The organism is Collimonas fungivorans Ter331, assembly GCF_000221045.1.
GTDB classification, from domain to species: domain Bacteria; phylum Pseudomonadota; class Gammaproteobacteria; order Burkholderiales; family Burkholderiaceae_D; genus Collimonas; species Collimonas fungivorans_A.
Window position 1 is genome coordinate 2,705,003 of sequence record NC_015856.1, and the last position, 20,526, is coordinate 2,725,528.

18 protein-coding genes are annotated in these 20,526 nt (G+C 60.1%); 9 read left to right on the forward strand and 9 right to left on the reverse strand.

What is annotated here, in order from left to right:
• Nucleotides 1–55: 55 nt before the first annotated feature.
• Nucleotides 56–328 (reverse strand): DUF2917 domain-containing protein, encoded by a 273-nt coding sequence (locus tag CFU_RS11740; protein WP_041741844.1) that lies wholly within the window; start codon nucleotides 326–328, stop codon nucleotides 56–58.
• A gap of 148 nt (nucleotides 329–476) precedes the next feature.
• Nucleotides 477–1,337 carry a fumarylacetoacetate hydrolase family protein gene (locus tag CFU_RS11745; protein ID WP_014006258.1) on the reverse strand — a complete coding sequence of 287 codons (861 nt, stop codon included), beginning with the start codon at nucleotides 1,335–1,337 and terminating at the stop codon, nucleotides 477–479.
• 120 nt (nucleotides 1,338–1,457) lie between these two features.
• Here CFU_RS11745 and CFU_RS11750 point away from each other — a divergent pair, with 120 nt between their 5' ends.
• The 4 genes from CFU_RS11750 (at nucleotide 1,458) to CFU_RS11765 (ending at nucleotide 4,356) form a co-directional block, all read left to right on the forward strand.
• On the forward strand, nucleotides 1,458–2,090 hold the full coding sequence (locus CFU_RS11750) for a LysE family translocator (RefSeq protein ID WP_014006259.1): 633 nt from the start codon (nucleotides 1,458–1,460) through the stop codon (nucleotides 2,088–2,090).
• A 71-nt stretch (nucleotides 2,091–2,161) separates the two neighbouring features.
• Nucleotides 2,162–3,583, forward strand: a complete 1,422-nt coding sequence (cls, locus tag CFU_RS11755; RefSeq protein ID WP_014006260.1) for a cardiolipin synthase — start codon at nucleotides 2,162–2,164, stop codon at nucleotides 3,581–3,583.
• Nucleotides 3,584–3,676: 93 nt separating this feature from the next.
• Complete coding sequence (locus tag CFU_RS11760; protein ID WP_014006261.1) at nucleotides 3,677–3,931, forward strand: type II toxin-antitoxin system prevent-host-death family antitoxin; 255 nt, start codon at nucleotides 3,677–3,679, stop codon at nucleotides 3,929–3,931.
• A complete protein-coding gene (locus tag CFU_RS11765) occupies nucleotides 3,928–4,356 on the forward strand; it encodes a type II toxin-antitoxin system VapC family toxin (protein WP_202946151.1) in 429 nt (142 codons plus the stop codon). The genes CFU_RS11760 and CFU_RS11765 overlap by 4 nt, the downstream gene beginning before the upstream one ends.
• A 76-nt stretch (nucleotides 4,357–4,432) precedes the next feature.
• Here CFU_RS11765 and CFU_RS11770 read toward each other — a convergent pair whose 3' ends face one another.
• Complete coding sequence (locus CFU_RS11770) at nucleotides 4,433–5,971, reverse strand: lytic polysaccharide monooxygenase (RefSeq protein WP_041741847.1); 1,539 nt, start codon at nucleotides 5,969–5,971, stop codon at nucleotides 4,433–4,435.
• Nucleotides 5,972–6,206: 235 nt separating this feature from the next.
• Here CFU_RS11770 and dinB point away from each other — a divergent pair, with 235 nt between their 5' ends.
• Nucleotides 6,207–7,364, forward strand: coding sequence for a DNA polymerase IV (gene dinB, locus CFU_RS11775; RefSeq protein WP_041743377.1), 1,158 nt, complete (start codon nucleotides 6,207–6,209; stop codon nucleotides 7,362–7,364).
• 16 nt (nucleotides 7,365–7,380) lie between these two features.
• Here dinB and CFU_RS11780 read toward each other — a convergent pair whose 3' ends face one another.
• Nucleotides 7,381–7,995, reverse strand: coding sequence for a molybdopterin-dependent oxidoreductase (locus tag CFU_RS11780; RefSeq protein WP_014006264.1), 615 nt, complete (start codon nucleotides 7,993–7,995; stop codon nucleotides 7,381–7,383).
• Nucleotides 7,996–8,145: 150 nt separating this feature from the next.
• Between CFU_RS11780 and CFU_RS11785 the strand changes: the two genes are divergently transcribed.
• A complete protein-coding gene (locus CFU_RS11785; RefSeq protein WP_014006265.1) occupies nucleotides 8,146–8,343 on the forward strand; it encodes a hypothetical protein in 198 nt (65 codons plus the stop codon).
• Between the two features lie 229 nt (nucleotides 8,344–8,572).
• Here CFU_RS11785 and CFU_RS11790 read toward each other — a convergent pair whose 3' ends face one another.
• On the reverse strand, nucleotides 8,573–9,499 hold the full coding sequence (locus CFU_RS11790) for a hypothetical protein (protein WP_050808568.1): 927 nt from the start codon (nucleotides 9,497–9,499) through the stop codon (nucleotides 8,573–8,575).
• 419 nt (nucleotides 9,500–9,918) lie between these two features.
• The gene (locus CFU_RS11795) at nucleotides 9,919–11,283 is read right to left on the reverse strand and encodes an MFS transporter (RefSeq protein ID WP_041743381.1); all 1,365 of its coding nucleotides are present in this window, start codon (nucleotides 11,281–11,283) and stop codon (nucleotides 9,919–9,921) included.
• Between the two features lie 146 nt (nucleotides 11,284–11,429).
• Between CFU_RS11795 and CFU_RS11800 the strand changes: the two genes are divergently transcribed.
• On the forward strand, nucleotides 11,430–12,119 hold the full coding sequence (locus CFU_RS11800) for an ArsR/SmtB family transcription factor (protein WP_041741849.1): 690 nt from the start codon (nucleotides 11,430–11,432) through the stop codon (nucleotides 12,117–12,119).
• 97 nt (nucleotides 12,120–12,216) lie between these two features.
• On the opposite strand, the gene CFU_RS11805 is transcribed toward CFU_RS11800, so the two are convergent.
• Complete coding sequence (locus CFU_RS11805) at nucleotides 12,217–14,277, reverse strand: OPT family oligopeptide transporter (RefSeq protein WP_041741851.1); 2,061 nt, start codon at nucleotides 14,275–14,277, stop codon at nucleotides 12,217–12,219.
• A 208-nt stretch (nucleotides 14,278–14,485) separates the two neighbouring features.
• On the opposite strand from CFU_RS11805, the gene CFU_RS11810 reads away from it, so the two are divergent.
• Together CFU_RS11810 and CFU_RS11815 are read left to right on the forward strand one after the other, a co-directional pair.
• Nucleotides 14,486–14,950, forward strand: a complete 465-nt coding sequence (locus CFU_RS11810; protein ID WP_014006270.1) for a (2Fe-2S)-binding protein — start codon at nucleotides 14,486–14,488, stop codon at nucleotides 14,948–14,950.
• Nucleotides 14,947–17,283 carry a xanthine dehydrogenase family protein molybdopterin-binding subunit gene (locus CFU_RS11815; RefSeq protein WP_014006271.1) on the forward strand — a complete coding sequence of 779 codons (2,337 nt, stop codon included), beginning with the start codon at nucleotides 14,947–14,949 and terminating at the stop codon, nucleotides 17,281–17,283. Before CFU_RS11810 ends, CFU_RS11815 begins: the two co-directional genes overlap by 4 nt.
• A 60-nt stretch (nucleotides 17,284–17,343) precedes the next feature.
• Here the strand turns inward: CFU_RS11815 and CFU_RS11820 are convergent, their stop codons facing one another.
• Nucleotides 17,344–18,165 (reverse strand): formyltransferase family protein, encoded by an 822-nt coding sequence (locus CFU_RS11820; RefSeq protein ID WP_014006272.1) that lies wholly within the window; start codon nucleotides 18,163–18,165, stop codon nucleotides 17,344–17,346.
• Between the two features lie 90 nt (nucleotides 18,166–18,255).
• Nucleotides 18,256–20,481: a TonB-dependent siderophore receptor gene (locus CFU_RS11825; protein ID WP_014006273.1), complete on the reverse strand. Its 2,226-nt coding sequence runs from the start codon at nucleotides 20,479–20,481 to the stop codon at nucleotides 18,256–18,258.
• Between the last annotated feature and the right edge of the window lie 45 nt (nucleotides 20,482–20,526).

Sequence of the window (20,526 nt, forward strand, 5' to 3'; positions counted from 1 at the left end):
GCAGGCCAAGACGCTCGCCGGTAGCGGCAAGCAATGCCAAATATTACGCTATTGACTACACCGTCGCTTGCTCGTAGGTGAAACTGGAAGGTTTCAGGGCGGTGATCACGATGTGCTTGGCGCCGTGCATTTCAACATCCTTGTTTTCGTTCAGGAAAATATCGCCTTTGAAATTTTCCGCGGTAATCCACAGCAAGCCGCTCAGGCACTTGATTCTTTCGCCTTGCTTCAAGGCTTTCTGGATCGAGATGGTCTGGTCCTCGGCCAGGTAGACAACGTCATGGGTATGCGCGCGTGTCAGCAGATGGCTGATGTTTTCTGATTTCATGGTTTTGCCTCGGTATGTTGGCGTCAATTGCGGGCGTCAATCGCGTCAGACATTGACTGCCGGAATGATTATTTATTATTATTTATTCCGACAGACATAACAATCCAGGAAATCAGAACAACACTTATGCTCTCCAAGCACAAATAAGTCAGTCCAGCAAACTCTCGTCCCAGGCATGCACGGTCTGCTGCTGTTCGCCCAGCCCATCTATGCCCAGCCGCACCACGTCGCCATGCTTGAGGTACAGCGGCGGCTTTTGCCCCATGCCGACGCCGGGCGGCGTACCGGTGGAAATGATGTCGCCCGGGTACAGGGTGGCGAACTGGCTGATGTAATGGACCAGGAAAGCGACATTGAAGATCATGGTCTTGGTACTGCCGTCCTGGAAGCGCTTGCCGTTGACCTCCAGCCACATCGACAGGTTTTGCGGATCCGCCACTTCATCGGCGGTGACCAGCCACGGTCCGACCGGCCCGAAGGTGTCGCAGCCCTTGCCCTTGTCCCAGGTGCCGCTGCGTTCGATCTGGTATTCGCGTTCGGAGACATCGTTGATCACGCAATAACCGGCCACATGCGACAGCGCCTGGTCCAGCGCAACATAACGCGCCTTGCTGCCGATCACCACGCCCAGCTCGACTTCCCAGTCGGTCTTGACCGAATTTTTCGGCATCACGATTGCATCGTTGGGACCGCCGAAACAGCTGGTCCACTTATTGAACAGCACCGGCTCCGGCGGCACCGGCAAGCCCGATTCGGCGGCATGGTCGCTGTAGTTCAAGCCCACGCACATGAATTTGCCGAGGCTGGTAAACGGCGTGCCGATGCGGCCGGGAGCAGTGATTTCCGGCAGGCTGGCCGGATCGACCGCACGCAGCTGCGCCAGCCCGGCGGGCGTCAGCTGTTGCGCGGTGATATCGCTGACCACGCCCGACAAGTCGCGCAGCTTGCCGCCGCCATCCAGCATGGCCGGTTTTTCCTGCCCCTTGGGACCTACTCGTAACAGCTTCATCTCTTGTTTCCTTTTTTTAAATCGGGTTGCCTGGAAATAGCCATGCGGACCGGCAGGTTTTAGCTCAAAATACGCAAGCTGGCCCCGAGCCAGCCTCCTGACAATCTTCTGGAAACATGTATGCCGAATCTTAATTTATTGCTGGGTTTTGCGCTGGTCGCCTTCGGCATGGTACTGACGCCCGGACCGAACATGATCTACCTGATCTCGCGTTCGATCTGCCAAGGTCCCAGGGCTGGATTCGTATCGCTGGCCGGTGTCGCCACCGGTTTTGTGTTTTACATGCTATGCGCCGCGTTCGGCATCACCGCCCTGCTGTTTGCCGTGCCGCTGGCCTACGACCTGCTGCGTTTCGGCGGCGCCGCCTACCTGCTGTACCTGGCCTGGCAAGCGGTAAAACCCGGCGGCCGCTCGCCGTTCGCGGTGCGCGACCTGCCCGCCGACAGCAACCGCAAGCTGTTCCTGATGGGCCTGTTCACCAACCTGCTCAATCCCAAGGTCGCCTTGCTTTACCTGGCGCTGCTGCCGCAGTTCATCGACCCCAACGGCGCCAGCATCCTGGTGCAGTCGCTGGTGCTGGGCGTGATCCAGATCGTGGTCAGCATCACGGTCAACTCGATGGTCACGCTAGCCGCCGGTTCGATCGCCGGCGTGCTGGGCAGCCGGCCCAGCTGGCTGCTGATCCAGCGCTGGCTGATGGGCACGGTGCTGGCCGGCCTGGCGGTGCGGATTGCGCTGCAGGCAAAAAAATAAGCGGGCGGTCCGCTTATTGACCAATATATTGGCTAATATGCAAGCTGCCCATGAGATTCGGAGCTGTCTGAATGCAGTATTTGCCGCTTGCCCTGGTTTCCGCTCTAGTTCTGGTGCTGCATGCCGCCGGCGTCGTCGCCGCGATCCATGCCCTGATGCACACCCGCACGCCGCAAGGCGCGGTGGCCTGGGTGTTCGGGCTGGTGCTGCTGCCCTATTTCACGCTGCTGCCTTACCTGTTCCTTGGCAGTAAACGTTTCACCGGCTATGCCGAACTGCATCATTCACGGCTGGCGCGCCTGCGCCAGCTGGACGATCCGGCCCAGCGCGCGTTAGCCGCGCAATACCCGCCGCATGCCGGCGCCCAGCGCTACCAGGCCATCAGCAAAATGCTCGGCGTACCGTTCCTGAGCGGCCACCGCCTGCGTTTGCTGGTTAACGGCAAGGCCAGTTTCGATGCGATCTTCGAAGCCATCGCCGGCGCCGAGCACTATGTGCTGGTGCAGTTTTTCATCATCCACGACGACGAACTGGGCCGTCGACTGCAAGCGGCGCTGCTGGAACGCGCCGCCGCCGGCGTCCGCGTCCACGTGCTGTACGACGGCGTCGGCAGCCACGAGCTGCCGGCAAGCTACGATGCCATCCTGCGCGCCGGCGGCGTCCAGATCCACCGCTTCGCCACCCGCCGCTGGCGCAACCGCTTCCAGCTCAACTTCCGCAACCATCGCAAGGTGGTTGTAGTGGACGGCTGGCGCGGTTTTGTCGGCGGCCTCAACGTCGGCGACGAATACCTCGGCCTCAAGCCGCCGCTGGCGCCGTGGCGCGATACCCACATGGAACTGCAGGGCCCGGCAGTGGCCGACCTGCAGCTGGCCTTCGATGAAAACTGGCACTGGATCACCGGCGAGCCGCTGGCCTTGCTGCCGCCGCGCGCCGGCGAAGGCCACGCCACCAGCCTGATTGCCGCCACCGGACCGGCCGACGCGCAAGAAACCTGTTCGCTGTTCTTCGTCCAGGCGATACATGCCGCCCGCCACCGGCTGTGGCTCGCCACGCCCTACCTGGTGCCAGACTCGGCCGTCAACGCCGCGCTGCAGCTGGCGGTGTTCCGCGGCGTCGACGTGCGCATCCTGATCCCAGCTATCGCCGATCACCGCACCGTGTTCCTGGCATCGAGCCTGAACGCACACGAGGCGGTGCGCGCCGGCATACGCGTGTTCCGCTATCAGCCTGGGTTCACTCATCAGAAGGTGTTGCTGATCGATGACGACACGGCGGCGGTCGGCAGCATGAACCTGGATAACCGCTCGCTGCGGTTGAATTTCGAGATTACTGCCTTGAATATCGATACGATGTTTGCCAGCGAGGTCGAGCAGATGCTAAAGGCCGATTTTGCGCAAGCGATTGAAATCGATGCCAGCGAATATGGGCGGCTGCATTATCTGTACCGGGTGCTGATTCATGTCGCTCGTTTGTTCAGTCCGGTATTGTAAAATCGTTAAAATGTAGTGATGTATCTACATATTTTACGCAATCATCAATTTGTAGTAACATATCTACATTGCAAATCAATGTGAGGTGTCAAGATGACGATCACAACCCTTTCAAGCCGTCAGTTCAACCAGGATGCCAGCAAAGCAAAAAAAGCGGCAGAAGCCGGTCCGGTATTCATCACGGATCGGGGCCGACCGGCGCACGTGCTGCTGACGTTCGATGAGTACAAGCGAATCAGCGGCGGCAGAACCAAGATCGCGGATTTGCTGGCCATGCCTGGAATTGAAGCCATTGAACTTGACATCCCTCGATTGGACGATCTGGCACAGGTAGCGGATCTTTCCTGATGTACATCCTCGATACCAATGTCGTATCCGAGCTGCGGAAAATCCGTCTCGGAAAAGCGGATAAATACGTTGCCGATTGGGCCGACAGCGTGGATGCGGCGGACTTGTACTTATCAGCGATCACTATCCAGGAACTGGAAATCGGCATATTGCTCGCAGAGCGCCGCGATCCATCTCAGGGAGCCATATTCCGGGCCTGGATGAACAGCCATGTCCTGCCTGCCTTCTCAGGCCGCATCCTGGTAGTGGATACCGCTGTCGCCCAACGCAGCGCGCGCTTGCATGTCCCTGACCCGCGGCCGGTTCGCGACGGCCTGATCGCTGCGACCGCCCTGGTTCACGGAATGACGGTCGTCACACGCAACGTCACTGACTTTCAGGCAAGCGGCGCGACAATTCTCAATCCATGGATAGGCGCGGCATGAAGGATGGGTAAATAGCCAGACAGCCCTTTGAGGGCCGTCTGGTGTTTAAACATCAAACCGGTTTTCCTATGCCTGCCTAGGATTTTCGTGCCGGCGCATACAGATCCCAGGCATCAGTCCAGTGTGAACCTTTGCCCGGCTCGTAAGTTGCCGGCGCCTGGCCGCACCAACCGGCGGCCGGATATGGTTTGCACTGATAGTCGACGCCATTGTGGGTCACGATTTCGCCACCTTGGTAGGCATGGCCCGGCACATAGGGATCATGGCCGCCGCCGGTCTGGGGCTCAACGGTGATCGCGACGACAGTCTGGCCGTTTTTCCGGTTTTCAGCGTCATACACCCCCAATTGAACCTTGTGCTGCTCGACCGCCGTAACGACAGGCGCGTCGACATGCAGCAACGTATCGTGGAAACTGCCGCCCTGCCAATCGGGCACCCACTGGAACCGAAGCGCGCCGTTGTAGCCGATCGAGGAGCTGCCATCCAGCATGAAATGCTGACCCGACTTGACCGTGGCCGGGCCGGTAATCACGGCTTGCGGCGGCCGCTGGTCGACTGGCGGCGTCGGGATAATGCTGATAGCCGTGGAATCATTGTCGTTCGCCAGATAAACCTGGTTGCGGTGGATGTCGGCAGGATTGAATATGATGTCATTGCCGGTGCGGACGCCGACCCGGACGAAGTTGGCATGGGCCGAGAGCTTCTCCGCCAGCTGTTTTCCCCACACAGCAGGCTGCAGATTGGCGCTGGTTACATCCACGTGTTCATCGACGATTTCGCGCACTTCCCGGGTGTGTCCAAACACACGGAAACGCACACGCTCGCCAGCTTTTGGCGCGATATCAGACGGAACGAAGACGCCTTTGTCAAACCAGGGAAATGGGTTGCCTTCGCCTTCGATTGTGATGTCGCTGCAGTTATAGAAACCTTCTCCCGCCGGATCGATCCGCTGCCAGCGCACAAACAACACGGCATTGCCGGTCCTTCCCGGAGGCACTGCCACCTCAAACTGGAAAAAACCCTTTACCGGAGGCTCGGTCAATGCCGGCGGCGAAGCCCAGTCAGTGCGGTAGTTCTCAGGACTGCCTTCGTGCATCAGGTCGAGATCGCTCCATTTCAGAGGCTGGGTTCCGCTGTAGCTAGCCTTGCTCAAATAGATCTTGAAGAAGCCGGGCAGATGCGGCTGGGTGCCGATCAGGCGCACCGTCATCTTGCCGTCGTGCAGGCGCACCGGGGTTTTATACCAGTTAGGCGTGGCAAGATCCAGGCTGTGCTTCTTGGGATCCGCCGCCGAGCATAGGTGGCCGTCCGGAATCGCTGCCCTGACTTTTGCATCATCGTTGTAATCCGGCGGCGCTATCTGCTTCGCGACCTCATGCCACTGGTCGATGGGATATGCACGGTCCGCTGCAGTAGCAAACACCAGCGCCGAATCGCGGCAGCCGAGATCTGAAATGCCCGAGCCGTCTATCGGCCCCCATACGCCATCCACCAGTTTGCATTTCACTTGGCGCGCAACGGGTATGTCCACCGCGCCGTGTCCCCAGCTGAATCCTGGCGCCAGCAGCACAAGCGCCAGCCCCCATTGAATAATCTGCCGTATGCAATATTTCATGTTTGACTCCTCCGATTGACGTCCGACGAACTGCGGGACAAGGCTGGCGCAAGCAATTAGTTGCAACGTAGCATCATTGTCGGCGTAGCAATACTGTCAAATGCTGCAGGAGGACATCAGATACGAACGATGTAAAACAATGAAAAACGATCAAAAAAACGGGATTTGCATTACTGTATTTATATACAGTAATGGTATGCTGTCGCCGTATCGGATCTCTACACATATTGATTTCATGCCTTCGCCCATTCGTCGTATCGCACACCTGGATATGGACGCTTTCTACGCGTCGGTGGAGCTGCTGCGCTACCCCGAGCTGCGCGGCCAGGCGGTGGTGATCGGCGGCGGCTCCAGGCACAAGCCCGAGCCTGGGGAAGACGGCAAGCTCCAGTATCACAAGCTGCGCGATTATGTCGGCCGCGGCGTCGTCACCACCTCCACTTACGAAGCGCGCGCCTTCGGCGTGTTTTCTGCGATGGGCATGATGAAGGCAGCCAAGCTGGCGCCGGATGCGATCCTGCTGCCGACCGATTTCGAGTCTTACCGGCATTATTCGCGGCTGTTCAAGGCAGCGGTGGCCGAAATCGCGCCGCTGATAGAAGACCGCGGCATCGACGAAATCTATATGGACTTGAGCCAGCATCCGGACGACATCCGCGTGGTGGCGCAACGCATCAAGGACGCCGTGCGCGAAGCTACCGGGTTGTCGTGTTCGATCGGCATCGCGCCCAACAAGCTGCTGGCCAAGATCAGCTCGGAGCTGGAGAAGCCGAACGGCCTGACCGTGATCACCGAAGCTGATATCCCATCACGCATCTGGCCGCTGGCGGCAAGAAAAGTCAATGGCATCGGCCCCAAGGCAGCCGAAAAACTGACCGCGCTCGGCGTCAACACCATCGGCGAACTGGCCGCCACGGATCCGGCCGTGCTCCAGGAAAATTTCGGCCGGACGTATAGCGAATGGCTGATGCGCGCATCCCACGGCCTGGACGACCGCCCGGTGGTCACCAGCTCGGAAACCAAATCGATCAGCCGCGAAACGACTTTCGAGCGGGACCTGCACGCCAAGCTCGACCGCGACACGCTGACGCCCATATTCACGGACCTGTGCGTGCGGTTGGCCGGCGACCTGCAAAGGAAAGGTTACCTTGCCCGTACGATAGGGATCAAATTGCGTTTCGCGGATTTCCAGATCGTTACCCGCGACCTGACATTGCCCGATGCAACGGACGACGCCACGGCAATCCGGCATGCCGCAGGAGAATGCCTGCGCCGCGTCACCTTGGACAGGCGCTTGCGCTTGCTGGGCGTGCGAGCCAGTGCACTGACAAGAAAAGAAGAAGCCGAAAGCGAGCCGGCCGTAATGCAGGGTGAATTGTTTAGCGACGAATGAAGCGACGCCGCTTGCCTCACTTGCCCGCCACCACCTCGATGCAATACAAGCCCCATGGACAAAGTGCAAAGCGCTGGTTCAGCGGCTTTTGCGCCTGCTCGGCGATGCTGTCGGCGTCATAGATTGCGAAGATGGGACCAAAACCGCCGATCGCCATCGGCTTGCCGTCGATATGCGTCGCCAGGATGTAGCCGTATTGCCGCAACTGGACAAAACTCAGCTGCGGCATGTAGCCGTCAACCGAATGAAACACGATCTGCGTCCCCGGCGCCTTGCTGGCACCCAGTGCATCCAGCACATCGGCCAGGCGCGGACCACGCAACTGGTGCGGTTTGCTGTCGTATTCGAGGGTCGGATTGATGGTGACGGCAGGCAGCTTGGCCAGCGCGGCCAGGTCGAAGGCAAACGCGCGGGTGAACTGCACGTTCTGCTTGTGCATCATCTGGTCGACCACCGGATCGACCGGGCCGCGGTTGTTGCGCTCGATTGCACCGGCAATTGTTAGCACCGCCGGCGCGGTCGTTTGTCCGGCGCTTTTGTCGGCGGCTGCCGCACAAGCCGGCACGGCGGATATTCCCAGGGCGCCGGCCAGCGAACCGGCGGCAGTCGACAGGAACTGGCGTTTTTTCATTCGAGGCTCCGCTAGAAAGAGGTTCGCTGGATGTTACACGAAGTTACGTGGGAATAGCGTAGCCGTTGTCAACCGAATATCTTCCGCAGCGTTTATAAGACATCCCGCTGCAAAAGGGATTGTGAAACCCAATCACCGGAAGGAATAAATATGAAAAAGCTATTTGGCATCGCCGCTCTCCTCCTCGCGCTGACACCATTCGCGCAAGCCCAGAACTCGGGCGACCCGTTGGCCGGCCATCCTGATGCACGCAATGACCGCAAGGTTGAAACTTACAAGCAGGAACCTGTGAAGCATCACGGCAAAGTCGTGAAGAAACACCATCGCAAGGCTGAGCAAAAAAAATAATTTTTAGTAAAACACCGGCTCGCGCTGATGCATTCTTTCATAGGCGGGCCGGTATTTCAGCAAACTATCGTGCAGCAGCCCGGTAGGCCGAACCAAACAACGCAGCCCCCAGATTCAAAAACAACAGGACAGTCGTTGCCTGTCCTCCGAATACGCCTTTGTCATCCGCATGCTATTCAAGACGGTATCTGACCCCGATCCTATGACTCCCATCCTCTGACGGCATGCGCTACAGGCGCTGACGGACTGCAGCAACATAACGGTGCATTGCACCGGCCAAAATCTCTTTCTGTGGAGTCAAGCCAAGCAGCGCGAGAGGGCCGGCCTTCTCGAGCATGCGCCGCCGCGGGGCATCGGCCAGCAGCGCATGCACTCGCTCGACGAGTTCGTTGTACGAGCAGCCATCGACGGCGTCGCGCAGCACAAGCGGTATCTCGGAATGCGGGTAAAGCTCTGACACGACTGCCTTGCGGTTGCGCAACAGGATGGACAAGCGCGGCAATTCTGCAGTGCTTGTGTGATCGGCCTTGCGCATATTTAAGGCGACCTTTGCACGCGGTAGCAAGGCATCGCGCTGCGCCGGCGTCCAGGCCGTTCCTATCGGATAGGCAACCCGAAGCCCGTGCGACTCTAGCTCGCGCAAAATGGAGAGCCGACGGGGCATGGTTTCCCCGAAGAAGATGACATCGATGTCCTGCTGATCGTCGCTCAGTACTTGGTCTTCGGGTACGATGGGCGTCGCCTTTGGCTCAAAAGTCAGGGGTACGTAGTCAGACCTGAGTATCCCCAGAGCTTGGTGATGCTTCAAATTATCAAGGCTGTACTCCCAGACCCATGCGCACTGGAGCAAGTGGCGATAGCCTGGCATTTCTGCCAATAATTCGGGCAGGCCAGGCTCAAAGTTGACAACGATGGTGTTGAGTGGCAGCACCGCATCGGAAGGCAAGCCAAGACCCATCGCGAAAAAGAAAAGGTTGATGTCGGCGTTGCCTACGCTGGGCGTGACTTCAATGCTGGTTGAGTATCCCAGTTGTTCGCACGCGATGCGAAAGCTCTCCATAACCTCCGTCACGTTCTCGTTTCCAAGAGTACAGAAGCGCAGATGCGGCCGGAACGGAAAGTCTTCCGGCCAGTCTACCGGGCCTGTCGTGCTCACAACCTCTCCTTCGCCGAGGCATTGTTGCCAGGAATAACTGCTGCTGAGTTGAATCGCAGTCTTTCCTCCATTCGATAGGGTTGCTGGGCGGGTAAACCTAACGGCGACTTCCACTCGTTTGTATTTAAACCCATGACTTATCCCTATATTTTTATGGGGGAAACATATCAGATTTCCAATATAGCGTCGATGAATTCCTTTCTATTTAATAATTCTTCAACCATTGCATTCAAGAATGAGTCAAATTGTGTGTGCCGCTGTTCACTCTGCTGAAGCTGGATGGATAATTGCGGGAAAAAATGCTGCCGAGGCCGAGTTTTGCGCACAAAAAAAAATGGGGAAAGTCTGATCACGAAAAGTCGAGGCCAGCGCTGCAATGAGATATTGCACAGACCTTCTATTACATTTTCAGCGTCAACTTACTTGCTGCCAACCGGCCGGACCAGATAACCCAACCCCGCGGCCGCCAATAACAGGACCGTCGCAGTCCACATGGCGATCCTGACCCCGCTGACCATATTCCCGCCAAAACTGTCGCTGACCAAGGCGCCAAACACTGCCACTCCAACCGCACCACCAACCTGCCTGGCGGTATTGAGCACCGCCGACGCAGTCCCTGCCCTGTCCTTTTCCACGCTGGACAATATTGAGGTCGTCATGGCCGGCACCGCCAGCCCCATGCCGACCGGAATCAGTAGAAAACCCGGCAGCATATGCAGGAAACTGGCATGGCTGGCGATACCGAAAGCTCCGAGCACTCCATATCCGATGGCGCCGACCAAGCCGCCCAGCACCATCGGCAAGCGCACCCCGGCGCGGCCGATCAGCCAGCCGCTGGCCAGGTTGGAAAATATGAAAGTGCCGGTCAACGGCAGGAACGCCAGCCCGGCTTGCAGCGAATTGTAGCCCTGCACTTTCTGCAGGTAAAAGCTGATCACGAAGATCACGCCGTAGTAGGAAAAATTCACCAGCACGCCAAACAGTACTGCAGCGGTAAAGCTGGTCTGGCGGAAGAAGTTCAAGGGCAGCATCGGATGGGCCACTTTCTGTTCCACCATGATGAACGCGGCGCCGGCGATCAACGCCAGGCAGAATCCGGCCAATACCAGCGGATGGCTCAGTCCTAGCGGATGCAGTTCGATCACCGCGCCAACCAGCCCGGTCAGTGCGACAATCGCCAGTATCTGTCCCAGCCCATCGAAGGAATGTGTATGTACCTTGCTTGCCATGGCAGGCACCACGCGCAAGGTCAGCAGGAAACCGAGGATGCAGATCGGAATATTTACCCAGAAGATGCTGCGCCATCCGGCGGTCGCCAGCAGCAAGCCGCCCAGCACCGGGCCGGCGGCAATCGAGACGCCGCCGGCGGCGGTCCAGAGTCCGATCGCCTTGGCCAGCAATTTTTTATCGTGGGCGCAAGCGCGGTTCAGGATCGCCAGCGAACTGGGCACCAGCAGCGCCGCGCCTATGCCCTGGATGGCGCGGGCGATGTTGAGGAAACCGGCATTGGGCGCCAGCCCGCAGGCGGCCGAGGCCAAGGCGAACAGCAGGAATCCGGCCAGGAACGGGCGCTTGGAACCGAACTTGTCGCCCAAGGCGCCGGCCGACAGCAGGAATACCGCGAAACCGAGGGTATAGGCATCCACCACCCACTGCAAAGCCGAGACGCGCGCACCCAGGTCGGCGCCGATCTGCGGCAGAGCGACATTGACGATGGTGATGTCCAGCTGGACGATGACAAAAGCAAAACTGCTGGCCGCAATCGTCCAGCCCGGTGCGGGCATGGCAGCTTTCACAACAGCTGTGTCAGCTGTTCGCGCTGGTCGGGATGATGTCATTGCGGCGACTCCGTTACCTAAGTGATCAAGACTCAATTCTGGGCCAGTCGCAGCCGCTTGTCATGCAACAACAGTACGGTTACCATCAAACTATGAACGACGAACCCGACCTCAGCCGGCTGGCGCGCACCATCGGCGATCCGACCCGCATCCAGATGCTGGCGCTGCTGATGGAGGGACGCGCCCTGACTGCCAAGGAACTGGCCTACGGCACCGACATCAAGCCCGCCACCGCCACTGCGCACTTGCGCCAGTTGGTGGACGACAAGCTGCTCGACATGACCTCGCAAGGCCGGCACAAATACTTTCGCCTGGCTTCGCCGGAAGTGGCGCGCCTGATCGAATCGCTGATGGTGTTTGCGCCGAAACGCCAGCGCACCGGCCCCGCCAACAACAACGACGCCATCTGCACCGCGCGTTTCTGCTACGACCACCTGGCCGGAAAGCTGGGCACCCGGCTGACCGAGGTGCTGCTCGAACGCGGCCTCCTGCAGACCGACGACGGCACTTTTTTGCTATCGGAGCAAGGCGAAACCTGGTTCGAGGATTTCGGCATCGATACCCGCCAATTGCAGAAAAGCCGGCGCCAGTTCGCCTATCCCTGCCTGGACTGGAGCGAGCGGCGCGACCACCTGGCCGGCGCGCTCGGCGCGACACTGGCGAAACGCATGGTCGAGCTGGGCTGGCTGACCAGGAGCAAACATTCGCGCGTGGTCGGCATCACGCCGGAAGGCCGCAGCGCGCTGGCGGAGCAGTTCGGGATTGCCTTGCACCACGAGTAGCCGGCCGGCACCGCCGGAACAATATCTGCAAAATAAAATGGACCGGGTATTCAGCCCGGTCCATTTTTTCAACGGCTGCACAGCAGTCGGCGAATGCCTATTGCTGGCGCGCCGTCAGCACGCGGCGCGAGAAAACCCAGGCCACAGCTGCAAAGACAATCAGCCCCAGCCACTGCGCAGTGTTTTCAAAGGAAGCACCAACCAGCGCCAGCGGCGAGTCGTTGCCGGTGAAACCGATGATGGCGGCCAGCAGCACCCCCACCAGGCTTTCACCGACGATCAGGCCCGACGCCAGCAAGACGCCGCGCCGGTTTGGCGCTTCGGCAAACTGCTCGTACGGCACGCCCGCTTTCTGTGCGCGCTTTTTCAGGACACGTTCGATCACCCAAGCCAGCAAGGTGCCCAGCACCAGGGTCGAAGCCACCGTCGGCGGCAAATAGATGCCGATGCCTACCGCCAGCACCGGCAGGCGCGCGATGCCGCCACGGCGCCGCAGCACCTCGTCGATGGTCACCAGCACCACGCCCAGCCCGAGGCCGATCAGGATCATGTCCCAGTTCAGCTGGTGGGTGAAAATCCCTGTCGCGATTGCGGTCATCAGGGTCGCTTGCGGCGCCGACAAGGCGTGCGTCACGTCCATCTCGGCGCGCGGCATGGCGCCGGCAAAACCGTAGGCGTTGTACAGCAGTTCGAGCACCGGTGGAATCACTACCGCACCCACCACGCAGCCGATCAGCAAAGCCACCTGCTGGCGCCAAGGCGTAGCGCCTACCAGCCAGCCGGTTTTCAAGTCCTGCAGGTTGTCGTTGGAAATGGTAGCCACCGCGATCACTGCCGAGGTGGTGAAGATCGCCAGCGCGATACCCAGCTTGTTGCCGCTCTCGGTTGCCAGCAAACCGTCGCCGCTGCCGACCAGCAGGATCAGCAGCGACACCAGCACCACGGCAACGATGCCGACGCCCGAAATCGGGCTGGCGGAAGAACCGATCAAGCCTGCCATGTAACCGCAGGCAGCAGCGATCAGGAAACCGAAAATCACGGCGAACAGGACGCTGTAGGCAACCAGCCCCCACACCATGCCGGCCGACAAAGGCGCGGCGCTCAGGAAGCTGGCGAAAGTCGCCACCAGGATAGCCACCAGCACCAGGGTGATGCCGATGATCCAGCTCGGCGCCAGGTCCTGTTCGGTGCGTGGAATGTTGATGCGGCCCTTGCCGCCGCGCAGAGCCTGGAACGAGGTCTTGACGCCTTCCATCATCGGCTTGAACAAGGTGATCAGGGTCCAGACCGCCGCCACGCCGATGGTGCCGGCGCCGATGAAGCGCACGTCCTTGCTCCACAGGCCGGTCGCATATTTGGCCAGCGTCACGCCGTCCGGGATGCTGTGCATCGAGGTCAGTACGGGCACCGCCACGCCCCAGGCGATCAGCAGGCCGATCAGCATGGCCATGCCGGCCACGATGCCGATCAGGTAGCCCGCGCCCAGCAAGGCCAGCGAAAATCCGGCGGACAGGCGCACTACCGCCGGACCTGCCGCGAACCACAAGTTGATGCCCTCGCCCAGCACCCGGAAGCCGGATGAAAACAGAGTCACGGCAGCGGCCGTGAAGCCGCCGGCCATGATGTCGACGATGCCGGTTTCAGCCTTGGCGCCGGCCTTGCCGGTAGCGGCGTCGAGTTCGACTTCCGCGCTGCCGACGCGCAGGATTTCCGCCGCCGCCACGCCTTCCGGATAAGGCAGGTCGCTTTGCACCACCATCGCGTGCCGCAGCGGGATCGTGAACATCACGCCCAGCATGCCGCCGGCAGCGCAGATCGCCAGGGTCTGCCAGTACGGGAAACCCTGCCAGTAACCGATCATCACCAGTCCGGGCAGGATGAAGATGATCGACGACAAGGTGCCCGCGGCCGAAGCCTGGGTCTGCACCATATTGTTTTCAAGGATATTGGCGCTCTTGAACATGCGCAGCACAGCCATGGAAATCACGGCGGCCGGGATGGCGGAAGAAAAAGTCAGGCCGACTTTCAGTCCCAGGTAGACGTTGGAGGCCGTGAACACGACCGTAATCAGGGCGCCCAGGATGATGCCTCGCAGCGTCAGTTCGGGCAGCGAAACATTGTCGGGAATGCGACCCACTCTATTCAACAAATCGGACATCGGAACTCCATCACCAAAATTGCAATCTGCCAATTATCCTCGAAACAGTTGCGCCTAATCAAAGAATTTGAGTTAGGTCTACAATGCCCAGGCGCGGTTTATCAAGCCGGATGGTAACAAGCAATCAAGAAGTTATCAATTCGACTATACTGCGCCCAGTTTCTCCATCAATAGGTAATCAACCCAAGTTGGAAAGGTAAAACCCACCATGACAAGCCTGAACATCAACGGCAAGCAGCACGAAGTCGACCTACCTGAAGACACCCCCCTGCTGTGGACCCTGCGCGATCACATCGGCATGACCGGTACCAAATTCGGCTGCGGCATGGCCCTGTGCGGCGCCTGCACCGTGCACCTGGACGGCGCGCCGATCCGCTCCTGCATCACGCCGATCAGCGCCGCCGCCGGCAAGAAAGTCACCACGATTGAAGCCATCGCCGACGACAAGGTCGGCCATGCGGTGCAAGAAGCATGGATTGCACTGGGCGTGCCGCAATGCGGCTACTGCCAGGCCGGCCAGATCATGTCGGCCACGGCCCTGTTGAAAACCACGCCGAAACCTACCGACAAGGAAATCGACGATGCCATGAGCGGCAATATTTGCCGTTGCGGCACTTACACCCGCATCCGCGCGGCGATCAGGCAAGTCGCTGACAAGGGAGTGGCAAAATGAGCGCCGCTTTCGATTTCGCAAAAGATAACGCTAACACCGAAGTCGCTTCCATGAGCCGCCGTACCTGGCTCAAGGGAGTCGGCGCGTTTACTGGACTGGCGCTGACAGTCGGCGTGAACGGCCTGGTGATGGCGGCCAACGCTGCTGCTCCGGCAAAAAAATACGGCGGCGCCAGCATGCCTGGCGGCACTGTCAACGATCCCCTGATTTTTGTCTCGATAGGCGCCGACGGCATCGTCACCATCATTGCCCATCGCTCCGAAATGGGCCAGGGCATCCGCACCAGCCTGCCGCTGGTGGTAGCCGACGAACTCGACGCCGACTGGGGCCGGGTGCGCGTAGTGCAAGCCAACGCCGACGAAAGCCGCTACGGCAACCAGAATACCGACGGCTCGCGCAGCATGCGCCATTTCTTCACACCGATGCGCCAGGTCGGCGCCACCGCGCGCCTGATGCTGATCTCCGCCGCGGCCGCGCGATGGAACGTGCCGGCAGCGGAAATCACCACCAAGAATCATGAAGTGCTGCACGCCAAGAGCAACCGCAAGCTGGGTTACGGCGAACTGGCCGTTGACGCCGCCAAGCTGCAAGTGCCGGCGCAAGTACAGCTGAAAGATCCTTCGCAGTTCCGCTACATCGGCAAGGATGCGTTCGGCAGCGTCGATTTCCGCAACATCGTCACCGGCAATACCCAGTACGGCATCGATACCCGCCTGGAAGGCATGCTGTACGCGGTGGTCGCACGGCCGCCGGTGTACGGCGGCAAAGTGGCCAGCTTCGATCCTGCCGAAGCCCTGAAGATCCCGGGCGTGGTGAAGGTCATCGAGCTCAAGGGCAGCCCGCCGCCGGCGAAATTCAATCCGCTGGGCGGCATTGCCGTAATTGCACGCAATACCTGGGCTGCCATCAAGGGCCGCGAAGCGTTGAAAATCACCTGGGACAACGGTCCGCACGGCGGCTACGATTCGACTGCGTTCAAGGTTACCTTGCAAGAAGCCGCGCGCAAGCCAGCCAAGGTGGTGCGCAATAGCGGCGACACCATGGCGGTTTTGGGACAAGCCGGCAAGCGTATCGAAGCCGAATATTACATTCCGCACCTGGCCCACGCCACCATGGAACCGCCGGCCGCTACCGCGCGCACCGCCAACGGCAAATGCGAAGTCTGGGCTTGCGTGCAGGACCCGCAAGCTACGCGCGACACCGTTGCCGACCGCCTCGGCTGGAAGACGGCCGACGTCAAGGTCAACGTCACCCTGCTGGGCGGCGGTTTCGGCCGAAAATCCAAGCCTGACTTCGTGGCCGAAGCAGCGCTGCTGTCGCAAGCCATGGACGGCGTGCCGGTAAAAGTGACCTGGACGCGCGAAGACGATTTGCGCCATGACTACTTCCATACCGTATCGCTGGAACACCTGGAAAGCACGCTCGACGCCAAGGGCAAGCCGCAAGCCTGGCTGCACCGCACCGCGGCGCCGACCATCGCCTCGACTTTCGTCGCCGGCGCCAAGGGCGAGCAGCCGGGCGAACTGGGCATGGGCGCGATCAACATCCCGTTCGTGATTCCCAACATCCGCATCGAGGCGCCCGAAGTCGAAGCACATACCCGCATCGGCTGGTTCCGTTCGGTCTACAACATCCCGCACGCATTTGCGGTGCAGTCGTTCGTGGCGGAACTGGCGGCCGCGGCCAAGCGCGACCATCGGGAATTCCTGCTGGAGCTGATAGGTCCGGCGCGCCAGATCAATCCGCAAGAAATGTCGGACACCACCAACTACGGTGAATCGCCGGTCTTGTATCCGCTCGATACCGGCCGCATGCGCGCCGTGGTGGAACTGGCGACCAAGGAAGCCGGCTGGGGCCGCAAGCTGCTCAAGGGCCATGGCCTCGGCCTGGCCGTCGCGTACAGCTTCATGTCTTATGTGGCAGCGGTGATCGAGGTGGTGGTCGCCGATGACGGCACGATCAGCATTCCACGGGTCGACATGGCGATCGATTGCGGCCCGCAGATCACGCCGGACCGGATCCGCTCGCAAGTCGAAGGCGCCTGCATCATGGGCCTGAGCCTGGCGCTGACCGGAGAAATCACCTTCAAGAACGGCAGCGCGGAACAAGGCAACTTCCACGAGTACGAAGTGCTGCGCGCGTTCAGCGCCCCGCGCGACCTGCGGGTCCACATGGTGCCGCACAAGTCCAGCATGTACGACACCATGCCGCTGGGCGGCGTCGGCGAACCGGGCACGCCGCCTATCGCTCCGGCCTTGTGCAACGCCATTTTCGCGGCCACCGGCAAACGCATCCGTAACCTGCCGATCCGGGACCAGGCGAAAAAGAGCTGACTGTAAAAACCAGCTGCAAAGAACGGCCATGCGACTTGTCGTGCATGGCCGTTTTTATTGCTACCGATGGATCTTGACGAGGCCTTCGTGCAGCGCTGGAAACAGGCTGCGGTTGAAATTGTTCCAGCGCAGTTCCAGGATCGTGTCTTCCTTGTCGATTTCGGTTTTCAGGACGTCGTGGATCACTTCGCCGGAATCGATGCCGTTGTCGACATAATGGAAGGAAGCGCCGGTCATGTAGAGCGGCGTCACCGGCACCATTTCCATGGTTTGCCAGTTGACCACTTTCTTGCCGCGCGCGCCGTGCAATGCATCCAGCGTCGCATAGGCGCCGCGCCGCTCGTACGGCGAATCCGCACGCGTGACGCCGGGGTGGATATTAACGATCTTCCGCTCGAACAGGCTGCCCGGCCGCACCAGCTCGTCCAGGATAATCAGCAAGCCGTCCAGCACGACGATGTCAGCCTCCAGTTCGACCAAGGTATCGAGCAGCTTCTTTTCGAACGCGCTCTTCCCTGCCGCACGCTCCGGCGCATGCATTCCAAGCTGCCGGTAGGCCGACGGAATCGCCAGCAGCAGCTCATTCACCGGCTGCCCTTGCACGCTCAACTCCGGTGGATAGAACCAGCGTTTGCCTGGCTCATAAGAGAAACCATAGTCCCTCAGTTTCTCACGGTCGACAGCCGAATCGGCATCGTCGTCGTAGATGACTTTTTCCAGAGAATACATGTCTCCCAGCTCGGTCTGATTGAGTGCTTCAACCAGGTATTCGAGCACCGATTTCATGTAGCGCGCACCGTTCTTGTACGCGACCTCTTGTCCTGCCCTGTCGGCCGCCGCATTTCTCAGCGACCAGATATAAACGAGTTTTTTCTTTGGCATAGATGTCCTGTCCATTCGAGTAATCAATTATCCGCATCGGCCCCGCACTGAAAGATGCCAATCAGCGCAGGGCCGCGTCATTACCAGTTGTTACCAGTTGTACTTTGCGCTAGCGACCAGCGTACGCTGGTTACCGTAGAAGCAAGTGTTCTCCGACTGGCAGCCGCTGACGTAAGTGCGATTGAACAGGTTCGTCGCATTCAGCGTCAGGCGCCAGTTTGGCAAGTCATAGTGGATGCCGGCGTCAAACACCGTGTAGCTCGGTACATACAGTGAATTGTCGGAAGCCCCGGCAGCGCCGCTCTGGTAACGGATGCCGGCGCCCGCGCCGAATCCGGCCAGCGCACCTGTGCGCCAGGTCCAGTCGCCCCACAGCGAGGCCATCTGGCGCGGCCGCGGAATATCGACCGGCCACTTGCCCAGCGACGCATCATTGGCCTTGGTGTTCTTCACATCCTGGTAGACGTAGGCGGAAATGATGGAGAATTCACGCGAGAGATTGCCCACCGCGCTGAACTCGACCCCGCGCGAGCGCACTTCGCCGCTCTGCACCGACAAGCTTCCGGTCGGATCGAGCGGATCCGGCGTCTGCACATTGGTCTGGTAGATCTGGTACAGCGCGCCGTTCAGCATCAGGTTCTTGCCGGCCGGCTGCCAGCGCAGGCCCGCTTCGATCTGGCGTCCCTTACTTGGCGCAGCCAGTCCGCCGTTGGCCAACTTGACGCCGATGATCGGGTTGAACGAAGTCGAGTAGCTGACATACGGCGACAAGCCGTAATCGCCCAGGTAGACCAGCCCGACGCGGCCGGAGAAGGCATGGTCGTCCTGCTGGAACTGGGTGCCGCCGGCGATATCGTTCTGCTTGGTGTTGCTCCAGTCCTGGCGGCCGCCGAAGGTCAGCGCCCAGCGCCGCCATTTGATCTGGTCTTGCGCATACAGGCCGAACATGTTCAGCGTGGTCTTGGTGTAGGTGCGCGGGAAAGCATCCGGGCCGGTCAGCATGTCGTTGGTGATCGGGACGTATACCGGGTTGTACATGTTGAGGCTGGTGCCGGTCGTCATCCACTCGCTGTCGGTCGTGCTCTGGCGGTTGTATTCGGCGCCGACCAGCACTGTATGTTCAAACGGGCCGCTGTTGAACTTGGCTTGCGCCTGGTTGTCGATGTCGAAGCGGCTGTAGTTGAGCTGGTACAGGCCGGCGTAACGCAACAGCGTCTGCTGCGACGGGTCGGCGGAATCCAGGCCGCCGCCGAATACCTGGCCCTGGTCGAGCGACAGATGCATCAGGCGGGTATTCTGGCGGAAGGTCCAGACCGGATCGAACTTGTGCTCGAACTGGTAACCGGCCGACCATTGTTTCTTGCGGTAGTGCGAAAAAGTTGGGTCGCCGGTATAGAGGTTCTCGGAAATCTTGCCGTTCGGGTTGGGCAGGATAGTGCCCTGCGCCGGCAGGAAATTGTTGGAGGCGTCGCCCCAGTCCTGCAGGTAAGTTACGGCGGCAGTGAGCGAAGTGCTGGCGTCCGGCTGCCAACGGATCGATGGCGAGAATGCTACCCGCTGCTCGGCATGCGGTCCCGTCAGCGAATTGCCGTCGCGGCCGAGGCCGACGAAACGGTACGACAGCGTACCGTCCTGGTCGATCTTGTCGCCGATGTCGACTGCTACCTGTTTCCGGGCATAGTCGCCGACCTGCACCTGCAGTTCGCGAATGCGCTCGCCATTCGCCAGCTTGCTCTGGACATCGACGATGGCGCCCGGATCGCCCTGGCCGTACAGCACCGAAGTCGGGCCGCGCAGCACGCTGATGCTGTCGATCATGTAGGGATCGACACGCCAGCTCGCCAGGTTCAGGGTACTTGGCACTTGCAGGCCGTTAACGAACACGCTAGGCGTAAAACCGCGCAATACGGAATACCAGTCGGACCGCACTTCCGACCCGTACGACGAAAAGCCCGGAATATAGCGCAGCGCATCGTTGATGCTGGCCGCGCCGGTTTGCTCGATCTGGGCCGCGGTGACGACGTTGATCGTCTGCGGGATCTCGTTGAGCGGCGTATCGGTTTTTGTGCCGCTCGCGCTGCGCCGCGCCACCAGGCCGACGATGCCGTCATCGTCTGCTCCTGCATTGACATTGATGACGGGCAGCGTGCTGTCCGTCTTGCTCTCTGTTTTTTTCTCTGCTTTGCTATTTTTCTGCGTGTCGTTTGCCGGCTGTGCCGCCTGCTGAGCGTGCGCATAACCAGCTGCCGTTGCCTCCAGCAACATACTTGCAGCAACAGCGATTGCACGCCGACGCGTACCTGTTATCCATTCCATCTTCTACTACTCCCAGTTGCAATGCGGTTTGTTTTTTTGAAACTG